Genomic DNA, 12,164 nt, shown 5'->3' on the forward strand with positions numbered 1-12,164 from the left:
GGCAGGAGCGGCCCCGCCCCATGCTGACGATGATCTTCCTGATGGTCATGGCGGTGGTCATGATCATGTTCGTCTTCGTGATGGCCCGTCCGCCCGCGCAGCGCGCCGTCGCACGCCGCCTGTCGACGGTGCGCGGCCGCTACAACGTCAACGGCGAACCCGGGGTCAACGAGCAGGTCCGCAAGCTGCTCGCCAGCCGCGCGACGATCGTCCGCCGCGAGAAGACGCTGCTCAACCGCTTCCTGCCCGACCCCGCCGACATCCATCAGCAGATCGAGGCGGCCGGTAAGAAATGGACCGTCCGGCAATATTTCGTCGGATCGGGCATCGCCTTCGCGGTGCCGCTGCTGGCGCTCACCATCGTCGGCCTGCCGGTCTGGATGGCCTTCATCGTCGGCGCCGCGGCGGGCCTCGGCCTACCCCGGCTGTTCCTCAACTCGATGGCCAAGCGGCGGATCGCGCGCTTCGTCGCGCGCTTTCCCGATGCGCTCGAGTTGCTCGTGCGCGGCCTGCGCGCCGGCCTGCCGATCGCCGAGACGATGGGCGCCGTCGCGTCCGAGATCGACGGGCCGGTCGGCAGCGAGTTCCAGGCGGTCAGCGACCGCATGAAGATCGGCCGCACCCTCGAAGGTGCGCTGCAGGAAACCGCCGACCGGCTCGGCACCACCGAATTCCAGTTCTTCGTGATCACCCTCGCGATCCAGCGCGAGACCGGCGGCAACCTGGCCGAGACGCTGTCCAACCTGTCGGACGTGCTGCGCAAGCGCATGCAGATGAAGCTCAAGATCTCCGCCATGTCGTCCGAGTCGAAGGCGTCCGCCTATATCATCGGCGTGCTGCCCTTCGTCGTGTTCGGCTTGATCAGCTTCATCAGCCCGACCTACATGGCGGGCTTCTTCACCGACCAGCGGCTGATGATCGCGGGCATGGGCGGGATGATCTGGATGTCGGTCGGCGCCTATATCATGCGCCAGATGATCAACTTCGAGATCTGAGGACGCCATGGAGCACGCCGTCACCCCTCAGTTCTTCAGCACCCTGCTCTCGATCGGCATCGCGCTGACCACCGCGATCATCATGCTGATCGTCGGGCACAGCCTGGTCAAATCCTTCGCCCGCGACCCGATGGCGCGCAGGGTCCGCGCGCTCAACGACCGGCGCGAGCAGCTGAAGGCCGGCGTCGCCGCCTCGAAGACGCGCCGCCGCCAGAAGATGGAGAAGAAGGCCAGCATCTCGGTCGACCGGATGAAGGCGATCCTGGGCAGCATGAAGATGCTGCAGGACTCGCAGCTCAAGGTCGCCTCGCTGAACCTCGCCCGCGCCGGCATCCGCAGCAAGGACGCCGCGATCACGGTGATCTTCTTCCGGCTGGTGTCGCCGATCATGATCGGGGGCACGGTGGCGGTCGGCGTCTACCTGCTGCACTGGTTCCCCCAAGCCAGCGCCTTCAAGCAATATATGATCGTCGCAGGGTCGCTGATCGCCAGCTACAAGGCCCCCGACATCTATGTGAAGAACCTCGTCACCAAGCGGCAGCACGCCATCCGCAAGGCGCTGCCCGACGCGCTCGACCTGCTGGTGATCTGCGCTGAGGCCGGCCTGTCGGTCGATCTCGCCTTCAACCGGGTCGCCCGCGAACTGTCGAAGGCCTATCCCGAACTGGGCGACGAGTTCGCGCTGACCGCGATCGAGCTGGGCTTCCTGACCGACCGGCGGATGGCTTTCGAGAATCTCGCCCAGCGCGTGAACCTCGATTCGATCCGCGGCGTCGTCACGACGATGATCCAGACCGAAAAATACGGCACGCCCCTCGCCGCCGCGCTGCGCGTCCTGTCGGCCGAGTTCCGCCACGAACGGATGATGCGGGCCGAGGAAAAGGCCGCGCGCCTGCCCGCTATCATGACGGTGCCGCTGATCATGTTCATCCTGCCGGTGCTGTTCATCGTCATCCTCGGCCCCGCGGCCTGCTCGATCAGCGACAACGTGCTCCACTGAGGCCCCTCCCGGCGATGGTCGAGGGATCGCGGCTTCCGTCGGAAATGGTGCGGATTCCCGCGAGACCGCGAGGAACGTAATGCTCGCGAAACGGTTTTAGCTTCCGATCATCAGGAGGCTTCCATGCCCGCTTTCACGACGAACCAATGGGCCGTCATCGCACTCGTCTTCATTCTCGGCTGGCTGTTCGGCCTGTTCACGCTGTCCGGCGGCCGCCGCTGGAAACAAGGGTTCGAACAGGAGCGCACCCTGCGCATCGCCGCCGAGGAGCAGAATGACCGGCTGTCCACCAAGCTGGCCGAGCTTGAGAGTGAACGCGACCGCCGGGTCGAGCTCGAGCGCGAGCGCGACCATCATATCGCCCGCTCCGCCGCGGCCAACGAACGGATCGCCGAGCTGGAGAAGCACCGTCCCGCGATCAACGCCGATACCGCCGGATCGATCGCCGCGGCCGCATCGGGCAAGCGCGACGACCTGTCCCGCATCTTCGGCGTGGGTCGTGGCGGCGAGATCAAGCTGAACGAACTCGGTGTCCACCGCTATGCCGATATCGCCACCCTCAGCGCCGCCGACGAAGCCGCGCTCGAAGGGCGGATGGGCCTCGCCCCCGGCACGATCGCCGACGAGCGCTGGCGCGAGCAGGCGGACATGCTGCGCAAGGGCGATTTCGACGAGCATGCGAGGCGCTTCGCGTAATCTGTCAGGCCATCGGCCGCCGGGCGCGGGCCCCGGCACCGCCCGGCCCGTCAGGGACGTAGGCCGTAGGTCCCCAGCCGCCACAGCCACTCGACAGGGCCGAAGCGGAAGGCCCTGAACCAGAGAGCCGCGAACAGCGCCTGGGCCGCGAGGATGACGACGGCGACCACCCACAGCGCGGGCCAGGTCAGGCGGTTCCAAAGTCCCAGCCCGAAGCCCGAAAAGATCCAGGCCGCGATCAGGCTCTGGCCGAGATAGAGGGTGAGCGCCATGCGTCCCATCCGGGCGAAGCCCGCCATCAGGCGCGGCCATGGGCCTCTGCGCCACAGCAGCAGGAACAGGCCGACATGGCCGATCGTCATCGCCAGCCGCCCCGGCTGGTCGACGATGCCGCTGATCACGGTCGGGCCGCCGCCATTGTCGAAGACGAGCAACGCGTGGAGCAGGCGCAGAGCGAGGCCGGCCGGATAGCCGATCCGCACCATGCGCCACAGCTGGCGTTCGTCGAAATCCGGACCGAACAGGCCGATCCGGTACAGCGCCATGCCGACGAGCATGAAGGCCAGCGCATCGCCCATCCAGCGATAGGTGAGCGCGTTGACCGTCCAGTTCCAGCTGACATAGCTCATATAGTCGAAGCTCTGCCAATAGCTGCCCAGCCGCGCGGCGCCTTCGCGGGCCAGCATCTCGGGCGAGTATACGGTATCGGCGGGCTGGAAAGACGGCGCCTCCAGCCCGGCCCATGCCGACAGCATCAGCAGGATCACCGCCGCCGCGGCGACGAGCTGGATCGGCTTCAGCGGATGAAGGATCAGCGCGACGATTCCGGCCAGCGCATAGATCACCAATATGTCGCCGGGCCAGAGCAGCACGGTGCTGTCGACGATGCCGAACAGCAGCAGCAGGACCAGCCTCCGCAGATAGAGGCGCGACCGGTCGGCGCTCTCCTCGTCGCCGACGAACAGCAGCAGGCCGACCCCGAACAGCAGCGAGAACAGGCCGCGCATCGTGCCCGTGACGAACAGCTGCGCGACACCCCAGACCAGCCAGTCGGGATCCGCCATCGACGGCTCGCCGAGCGGCCGGTCCATCGCGATCGGCCCGCCCATGTCGAAGATGTTGATCAGCAGGATGCCGCACAGCGCGACGCCGCGCAGCGCGTCGATCGACAACAGCCGCTGGGCGGGATCGGCAGGCCGGGGCGAGGACATCGATCGGGTCTAACGCAGCGGGTGGGCGCCGTCATCCCGACACCGCAGGACATCCGTCATCCCGGCGAAAGTCGGGATCTCACCGCCTTTGATCGGGCCGATACCGGCACGAAGGCAGAGAGATTCCAGCGTTCGCTGGAACGACGGAGATGCCGTTACCCCCGCGCCTTGAGCGCAGCCTGGGCCGCGGCGAGGCGGGCGATCGGCACGCGGTAGGGCGAGGCCGACACATAATCGAGCCCGGTCGCCTCGCAGAAGGCGATCGAGGCCGGATCGCCGCCATGCTCGCCGCAGATGCCCAGCTTGATGTCAGGCCGGGTCTTGCGGCCGCGTTCGGCGGCCAGCTCGATCAGTTCGCCCACACCCTCGATGTCGAGGCTGACGAACGGGTCCTTCGGATAGATGCCCTTGTCGACATAGGTCGTCAGGAAGCGGCCCGCATCGTCGCGGCTGACGCCCAGCGTCGTCTGCGTCAGGTCGTTGGTGCCGAACGAGAAGAACTCGCCGACCTCGGCGATCTCGCCCGCCTTCAGCGCGGCGCGCGGCAGCTCGATCATCGTGCCGACCAGATAGTCGAGCGTCCGGCCCTTCTCGGCGAACACCGCCTCGGCGGCCTTGTCGATCACGGCCTTCATCAGTTCGAGCTCGCGGCGGGTCGCGACGAGCGGGACCATCACCTCGGGGATCGGCGCCGCACCCGATTTCTCGGCGACGTCGCACGCCGCCTCGAAGATCGCCCGCGCCTGCATCTCGTAGATCTCGGGATAGGTCACGCCGAGACGGCAGCCGCGATGACCGAGCATCGGGTTGAACTCGTGCAGCTCGGACGCGCGGCGCTTGAGCGCCTCGACCCCGATACCCGTCGCCAGTGCGACCTCGGCGAACTCCTCCTCCTCGTGGGGCAGGAATTCGTGGAGCGGCGGGTCGAGCAGGCGGATCGTCACCGGCAGGCCGGCCATGATCTCGAAGATCTCGGTGAAGTCGGCGCGCTGCTCGGGCAGCAGCTTGTCGAGCGCGACGCGACGACCCTTCTCGTCCTCCGCCAGGATCATCTGGCGGACCGCGGTGATGCGCGCCGCGTCGAAGAACATATGCTCGGTACGGCAGAGACCGACGCCCTCGGCGCCGAAGATGCGCGCGGTCTTGCAGTCGAGCGGAGTCTCCGCATTGGCGCGGACCTTGAGGCGACGGACCTTGTCGGCCCACTCCATCAACGTGCCGAAATCGCCGGCCAGTTCGGGCTGCACGGTCGGGACCGCACCCAGCATCACCTCGCCGGTCGCGCCGTCGATCGTGATGATGTCACCCTCGCGGACCTCGCGACCGGCGACACGGAAGATCTTCGCCTTGGCGTCGATCGCCAGCGTGCCGACGCCCGAGACGCAGGGACGGCCCATGCCGCGCGCGACCACGGCGGCGTGGCTGGTCATGCCGCCGCGCGCGGTCAGGATGCCCTTGGCGGCATGCATGCCGTGAATGTCCTCTGGCGACGTCTCGGTACGCACGAGGATCACCGCATCGCCGAGTTCGGCGCGATGCTCGGCGGTCTCGGCGTCGAACACGACGAGGCCCGAAGCCGCGCCCGGCGAGGCGGGAAGCCCCTTGGCGATCACGTCACGTGGCGCCTTCGGGTCGAGGGTCGGATGGAGAAGCTGGTCGAGCGCGGCCGGATCGACGCGGGCCACGGCCTCCTCGCGGGTGATCAGGCCCTCGTTCGCCATGTCGACCGCGATCTTCAGCGCGGCCTTGGCGGTGCGCTTGCCCGAGCGCGTCTGGAGCATCCAGAGCTTGCCCTGCTGCACGGTGAACTCGATGTCCTGCATGTCCCGGTAATGGGTCTCGAGCAGGTCGAACACCTTGGCGAGCTCGCCATAGACGCTCGGAAGCGCCTCTTCCATCGAGGCGGGTTTGGCGCCCGCGGTCTCGCGGGCGGTCTTGGTCAGATATTGCGGGGTGCGGATGCCGGCGACGACGTCCTCGCCCTGCGCGTTGATCAGGAACTCGCCATAATAGGCGCGGTCGCCCTTCGACGGATCGCGGGTGAAGGCGACGCCCGTGGCCGAGGTGTCGCCCATATTGCCGAACACCATCGCCTGGACGTTGACCGCGGTGCCCCATTCGCCCGGAATGTCGTTGAGGCGGCGATAGACCTTCGCGCGCTCCGACTGCCAGGACCCGAACACGGCACCGATCGCGCCCCACAGCTGTTCGTGGACATCCTGCGGGAAAGGCTTGTCCCACATCTCCTCGACCAGTTCCTGGTAGCGCTTGACCAGCGCCTGCCAGTCGTCGGCGGTCATCTCTGTGTCGAGATTATACCCCTTGTCTTCCTTCGCGATTTCAAGAGCTTCCTCGAAGGCGCTGTGATCGAGTTCGAGGACGACGTCGGAATACATCTGGATGAAGCGGCGATAGCTGTCCCAGGCGAAGCGGGCGTCGCCCGATACCGCGGCCAGGCCGGCGACGGTCTCGTCGTTGAGGCCGAGGTTGAGGACGGTATCCATCATCCCCGGCATCGAGGCGCGCGCCCCCGAGCGGACCGAGACGAGCAGCGGATCGGCCGCGACGCCGAACCGCTTGCTGGTGATCGCCTCGATATGGGCGATGCCGGCCGCGACCTCGGCCTTCAGGCTGTCGGGGAATTGCTGGCCCTCGTCATAATAACGCTGGCACATCTCGGTCGAGATGGTGAAGCCGGGCGGCACGGGAAGGCCGATCGAGGCCATTTCGGCCAGATTGGCGCCCTTGCCGCCGAGGAGGTTCCTGTCGCCTTTGCCGCCGTCGGAAACGCCGCCGCCAAAACGGTAGACATATTGCGTCGTCATACGCCCGTCACTCTCCCCATCACGACCCGCTCCCCGCAGGAGCATGGCAATCGAATCAGCCCTCGATGTTCGAGAAGTCCGCCACGTTGTGCACCGCAACACGTATTTTTTCAAGCAGCGCGAGACGCGTGTTTCTTTTCGATGACTCGGGATCGTTGACGATGACCTGATCGAAGAAGGCGTCGATCGGGCCGCGCAACGTCGCCAGAGCCGACATCGCGCCCGCAAAATCCTCGGCCGCGACCGCCGCCGCGGCCTTCGGCTCGGCGGCATCGAGCGCGGCGATCAGGACGGATTCCGCGACTTCCGGCTGATAATCGGGTACCGCCGAGGCGCCCTCGGGCACCCCGCCCTCCTTCTTCAGGATATTGGCGGCGCGCTTGTAGCCGGCGAGCAGGTTGGCACCATCCTCGGTCTCGACGAACGCCTGCAGCGCCTTCACACGTGCCAGCAGTCGGACGAGATCGCTCTCACCACCGAGCGCGAACACCGCGTCGATCAGGTCGTGGCGGACACCAGCCTCGCGCTGTTGGACCTTGAGACGGTCGATCAGGAATTGAACGATCTCGTCCACGCGGACCGGATGGGCTGCCTTGCGAAGGCCGATTGCATGGTTGATCGCGCCGAAGAGGTGCGCCCGTATTTCGTTCACGGTGAGCAGCTCGAGGATACCCAGCCCGGCGCGTCTGAGAGCGAAGGGATCTTTCGACCCCGTGGGCTTCATGTCTTCGGCAAAGAATTGTGACAGGCTGTCCAGCTTGTCCGCCAGACTGACGGCCACCGTCACCGGCGCGACCGGAACCTCGTCCCCCTGCCCCACCGGCTTGTAATGATCGCGGATTGCATCGGCCACGGCATCTGGCAGCCCCTCGGCCCGCGCATAATAGCCGCCGATGACGCCCTGAAGTTCCGGAAACTCGCCGACCATGCCGGTGACGAGATCGGCCTTGGCGAGGCGTGCGGCCTGTTCGACCATGTCCGCGATCTCCTCACGCGTCATGCCAGCGGAGGCTGGCATCTCGGGAGATGAGGTGCCGCCCTCGCCGCCTGAGACCCCAGCCTTCGCTGGGGTGACGATGTCGGATTCGACCAGCCACCGGGCCAACTTCGCCACGCGGTCGACCTTGTCGGCGACGGTGCCCAGCTTCTCGTGGAAGACGATCTGGTCGAGCTTCTTCGCCTGCTCGGCGAGCGGAACCTTGAGGTCCTGCTCCCAGAAGAACTTCGCGTCCGACAGCCGCGCCGCCAGCACCTTGCCATTGCCCGCGACGATCGCCGCGCCGCCGTCCTTCGCGGTGATGTTGGCGGTACAGATGAAGGCGGGGGCGAGCCTGCCCTCGGCGTCGTTGAGCACGAAATATTTCTGGTTCGTGCGCAGGGTGAGCTGGATCACCTCGCGCGGGACCTCCAGGAAGGCCGGGTCGAAGCGGCCGAGCAGCGGCACCGGCCACTCGGTCAGGCCCGCATTCTCGGCGACCAGCCCCTCGTCGGGGATGACCTGCATGCTTGCCTCGGCGGCCAGCTCGGCGGCGCGGGCGCGGATGATGTCGCGACGCTCGGCATGGTCGACGATGACGTGGCAGGCGCGCAGCTTTTCGACATAATCGGCGGCGCTGCCGATGGTGATGATGCCCGGGTGGTGGAAGCGGTGGCCGACCGTCGCCGCGCCGCTCGCCACGCCGTCGATCTCGAACGGGACGATGTCCTCGCCGAGCAGCGCGACGATGCCCTGCAACGGACGCACCCAGCGCAGCGAAGCGGTCGACGCGGAGGCGGTGCCCCAGCGCATCGATTTCGGCCAGGGAAAGGCGCGGACGATCGCCGGGATCGCCTCGGCAAGCACGGCGGCCGTGGCGCGGCCCGGCTTCTCGATCACGGCGAACAGGATGCCGTCGCGCTCGACCAGCTGTTCGCGGGTCAGCCCGGTCTTGCGCAGGAAGCCTTCGAGCGCCTGCGGCGGCGCCGAGGCCTTGGGGCCTTTCAGTTCTTCCGACACCGCCGCCGTCTCGACCGGCAGGCCATGCGCGATCAGCGCGAGGCGGCGCGGCGTGACATGGCTGGTCAGCCGTTCGGGCTTCAGGCCGGCCTTGGCCAGTTCGTCGGCGAACAGGCGGGCGAGGTCGGCCGACGCCTTCTCCTGCATCCGCGCGGGGATTTCCTCGGAGAGGAGCTCGAGGAGGAAATCGCTCACAGCCTCTCTCCCTTCCCGATTGTCATCCCGGCGGAAGCCGGGATCTCACTGCCTTCGTGCCGGCAGAGAGAAGAAACAAGGGAGATCCCGGCTTTCGCCGGGATGACGGCGTTGTGGGTAGGACGGGTCATCTCACGCCTCCCACCCATTATGCGCCATCCAGGCGGCGCAGGCCCCCTTGGTCAGGTCGCGGACGCGGCCGATATAGGCCTGGCGCTCGGCGACCGAGATCACGCCGCGCGCCTGCAGGGTGTTGAAGATATGGCTGGCCTTGATCGCCTGGTCATAGGCAGGCAGCGGCAGCGGCCGCTTCACCCCATCGACTTCGCGATCGAGCAAGGCGCGGCATTCGTCGGCGGCCTGGGTGAACTGCCTGAACAGCGTGTCGGTGTTCGCCGCCTCGAAATTATAGGCGCTGAACTGGCGCTCATTCTCCAGGAAGACATCGCCATAGCTGACGCCCTCGTCGTTGAAGGCGAGGTCGTAGACCCGGTCGACGCCCTGGATGTACATCGCCAGCCGTTCGAGCCCATAGGTCAGCTCGCCCGCGACGGGCTTGCAGTCGAAGCCCCCCACCTGCTGGAAATAGGTGAACTGGGTCACCTCCATGCCGTCGCACCACACTTCCCAGCCGAGCCCCCAGGCGCCGAGGGTCGGGCTTTCCCAATCGTCCTCGACGAAGCGGATGTCGTGCGACAGCGGATCGATGCCGATCCGCTCCAGACTGCCGAGATAGAGTTCCTGCAGATTGGCGGGGCTCGGCTTCAGGATCACCTGATATTGGTAATAATGGCCCAGCCGGTTCGGGTTCTCGCCATAGCGCCCGTCGGTCGGCCGGCGCGACGGCTGGACATAGGCGGCCTTCCACGGCTGCGGGCCGAGCGCGCGCAGGGTCGTCGACGGATGGAAGGTACCCGCGCCCATCTCCATGTCATAGGGCTGGAGGATCAGGCAACCCTGGTCGCTCCAATAGTCGTGGAGCGTCAGGATCAGGCGCTGGAACGAGAGCGGCTTGGTCGCCAAGGCGGGGTCCTTCGAGGCGGTTGAAATCTCGCCCGGCCCTTTGCGGCAGGGGGCGCGGCGGGTCAAGGATGGCGGCCCGTTTTCGCCGCCCTTCCCCTCGGTCATGCCGAATAGTTACGCCATGACGAGGGGCCGGAGCGGCGGGGCTCGCAATTCGCCGTGCATCTACCTAGATCAGGGGCATGCGTTTCCTCCGCCGCGCGGCCACCGCGCTTCTCGCCCTGCTGATCGCAGCCCCGGCCACTGCGGCGCCCGCGCTGTGGAAGTTCGGCGATGCGGACACGACCATCTATCTGTTCGGGACGATCCATGCCCTGCCGCCCGGCTATGCCTGGCAGGATGCGCGGATCGAGACGGCGATGGCGGCGTCGGACACGCTGGTGATCGAAACGGTGATCGACAAGGACCCGCAGGCGATCGCCCGCCTCTTTCCGCCGCCCGACCCCAGCCTGCCGCCGATCGTCGAGCGGGTGCCCGAGAAGAGCCGCCCGGCCTTCGAGGCGGTGCTCAAGAAGTCGGGTCTCGACCCGGCGACGCTCAGCCGCATGCCGACCTGGCAGGCCAGCTTCATGCTGATGGGCGCGATGATGAACGACCTCGGCATCCAGCGCGACGCGGGCGTGGAGGGCGGCCTGATGCCCGCCTTTGCGCCCTCGCCCGACGCGAAGGATGCGAAGAACGCGAAGCCCAGGAAGGTAGAGGCGCTGGAGACCGCGTCCGAGCAGCTCGCCCTGTTCGCCAACCTGTCCGAGGCCGATCAGCGCGAGATGCTGGCGAGCTTCGCCGACGGCGAGGGCGACGCGAAGAGCGACTATGCGAAGCTGCTGTCCGCCTGGGCGAGCGGCGACGACGCGGCGATCGCGAAGGCCTTCGCCGACGACAAGGACCTCACCCCGCATCTTCGTGAGATCCTCCTGCGCAAGCGCAACGCCAACTGGGCCGAATGGCTGAAGGCGCGGCTGGCGACGCCGGGGACGGTGTTCGTCGCGGTCGGCGCGGGGCATCTGGCGGGGCCGCTGTCGGTGCAGGCAATGCTCGCCGCCGAGGGGATCACGGTCGAGCGGGTCGAGAACCAGCCGGTGCGCAAGCAACGGGCCGCGCATCACGACGGTTAACGACTCTGCGGGGTTGCGCCGAGTCGAAGCCGGCGCGCGGATCGGGGCCGACGGCGATCGGCGGCATCGGGAATTCACACATCGCGGCGACGGCCGCTTCGACGGCCAGGATCGCGGCGAGAGGATCGAGGGCACCATCCCGCCCGAGCCGGCCGACTCCATATGGATATCGCCGTCCTTCGGGAGGCCCGAAACAGGCGGTGGATAAACCATCGGAATCAAACGATTTGTTTACCTACGTAAAAATCGGGAATGGCCTTTAAGAGCGCGTTAACCTTTTACCTTCATTAACGTCATGGTTAACAGAGGTTGACGGGCAGCGGGGCCAGGTGGGTCCCTCCCCGGCAGATGAGCAGGAAGATGTCCCCATGCGCGTATTGCTGATCGAGGATGATCCCACGACCGCCAAGAGCATCGAGCTGATGCTGGGCGCCGAAGGCTTCAACGTCTACACGACCGACCTGGGCGAGGAAGGCCTCGATCTCGGCAAGCTGTACGATTACGACATCATCGCGCTCGACCTGAACCTGCCCGACATGCACGGCTACGACGTGCTGAAGAAGCTGCGCAACGCCAAGGTCCAGACCCCCGTCATGATCCTCTCGGGCATCGGCGAGATGGACTCGAAGGTCCGTGCGCTCGGCTTCGGCGCCGACGACTACGTCACCAAGCCCTTCCACCGCGAGGAGCTGGTCGCCCGCATCCACGCGATCGTCCGCCGCTCGAAGGGCCACAGCCAGTCGGTCATCCGTACCGGCAAGCTGGCGGTCAATCTCGACGCCAAGACGGTCGAGGTCGACGGTGCCCGCGTGCACCTGACCGGCAAGGAATATGCGATGCTCGAGCTGCTGTCGCTGCGCAAGGGCACCACGCTGACCAAGGAAATGTTCCTCAACCATCTCTATGGCGGGATGGACGAGCCCGAGCTCAAGATCATCGACGTCTTCATCTGCAAGTTGCGCAAGAAGCTCAGCCTCGCATGCGGCGGCGACAATTATATCGAGACGGTCTGGGGCCGCGGCTATGTGCTGCGTGATCCCGAAGAGGGCGCCGTCGCCGCCTGACCACAAGTTTTGCTACAGGGGCAAAAGCGGAAGGCCGCGTTCCG

At 66.7% G+C, this 12,164-nt stretch carries 9 protein-coding genes; 5 read left to right on the forward strand and 4 right to left on the reverse strand.

The genetic code is table 11. The features are described 5' to 3' along the window. Positions 1–20: 20 nt before the first annotated feature. The 3 genes from ASE22_RS12690 (at position 21) to ASE22_RS12700 (ending at position 2,691) form a co-directional block, all read left to right on the forward strand. Positions 21–995, forward strand: a complete 975-nt coding sequence (locus ASE22_RS12690; protein WP_056359755.1) for a type II secretion system F family protein — start codon at positions 21–23, stop codon at positions 993–995. A 7-nt stretch (positions 996–1,002) separates the two neighbouring features. Continuing rightward, positions 1,003–1,995 carry a type II secretion system F family protein gene (locus ASE22_RS12695; protein ID WP_056359758.1) on the forward strand — a complete coding sequence of 331 codons (993 nt, stop codon included), beginning with the start codon at positions 1,003–1,005 and terminating at the stop codon, positions 1,993–1,995. A 123-nt stretch (positions 1,996–2,118) separates the two neighbouring features. Continuing rightward, positions 2,119–2,691, forward strand: coding sequence for a hypothetical protein (locus tag ASE22_RS12700; RefSeq protein ID WP_056359761.1), 573 nt, complete (start codon positions 2,119–2,121; stop codon positions 2,689–2,691). A gap of 50 nt (positions 2,692–2,741) precedes the next feature. Here the strand turns inward: ASE22_RS12700 and ASE22_RS12705 are convergent, their stop codons facing one another. The 4 genes from ASE22_RS12705 to ASE22_RS12720 form a co-directional block, all read right to left on the reverse strand. Then, complete coding sequence (locus tag ASE22_RS12705) at positions 2,742–3,902, reverse strand: DUF418 domain-containing protein (RefSeq protein WP_056359764.1); 1,161 nt, start codon at positions 3,900–3,902, stop codon at positions 2,742–2,744. A gap of 155 nt (positions 3,903–4,057) precedes the next feature. Then, entirely contained in the window at positions 4,058–6,727 is a 2,670-nt protein-coding gene (gene ppdK, locus ASE22_RS12710; protein ID WP_056359767.1) for a pyruvate, phosphate dikinase, read from the reverse strand. A 55-nt stretch (positions 6,728–6,782) separates the two neighbouring features. Then, positions 6,783–8,918 (reverse strand): glycine--tRNA ligase subunit beta, encoded by a 2,136-nt coding sequence (gene glyS / locus ASE22_RS12715; protein WP_056359770.1) that lies wholly within the window; start codon positions 8,916–8,918, stop codon positions 6,783–6,785. 132 nt (positions 8,919–9,050) lie between these two features. Next, positions 9,051–9,941, reverse strand: coding sequence for a glycine--tRNA ligase subunit alpha (locus tag ASE22_RS12720; protein WP_056361183.1), 891 nt, complete (start codon positions 9,939–9,941; stop codon positions 9,051–9,053). Positions 9,942–10,123: 182 nt separating this feature from the next. Here ASE22_RS12720 and ASE22_RS12725 point away from each other — a divergent pair, with 182 nt between their 5' ends. Further along, positions 10,124–11,056, forward strand: coding sequence for a TraB/GumN family protein (locus ASE22_RS12725; protein WP_056359772.1), 933 nt, complete (start codon positions 10,124–10,126; stop codon positions 11,054–11,056). Positions 11,057–11,424: 368 nt separating this feature from the next. Next, positions 11,425–12,120: a response regulator transcription factor CtrA gene (gene ctrA / locus ASE22_RS12735; protein ID WP_056359779.1), complete on the forward strand. Its 696-nt coding sequence runs from the start codon at positions 11,425–11,427 to the stop codon at positions 12,118–12,120. The last annotated feature ends 44 nt before the right edge of the window (positions 12,121–12,164 follow it).

This window comes from Sphingomonas sp. Root720, assembly GCF_001428605.1.
GTDB lineage: Bacteria > Pseudomonadota > Alphaproteobacteria > Sphingomonadales > Sphingomonadaceae > Rhizorhabdus.

Bases quoted from the DNA above. Each gene is read 5' to 3' on its own strand.
- ASE22_RS12690 (WP_056359755.1), top strand. From the start codon at position 21: ATGCTGACGATGATCTTCCTGATGGTCATGGCGGTGGTCATGATCATG.
- ASE22_RS12705 (WP_056359764.1), bottom strand. From the start codon at position 3,902: ATGTCCTCGCCCCGGCCTGCCGATCCCGCCCAGCGGCTGTTGTCGATC.
- ppdK (WP_056359767.1), bottom strand. From the start codon at position 6,727: ATGACGACGCAATATGTCTACCGTTTTGGCGGCGGCGTTTCCGACGGC.
- ASE22_RS12695 (WP_056359758.1), top strand. From the start codon at position 1,003: ATGGAGCACGCCGTCACCCCTCAGTTCTTCAGCACCCTGCTCTCGATC.
- ASE22_RS12725 (WP_056359772.1), top strand. From the start codon at position 10,124: ATGCGTTTCCTCCGCCGCGCGGCCACCGCGCTTCTCGCCCTGCTGATC.
- ASE22_RS12700 (WP_056359761.1), top strand. From the start codon at position 2,119: ATGCCCGCTTTCACGACGAACCAATGGGCCGTCATCGCACTCGTCTTC.
- ctrA (WP_056359779.1), top strand. From the start codon at position 11,425: ATGCGCGTATTGCTGATCGAGGATGATCCCACGACCGCCAAGAGCATC.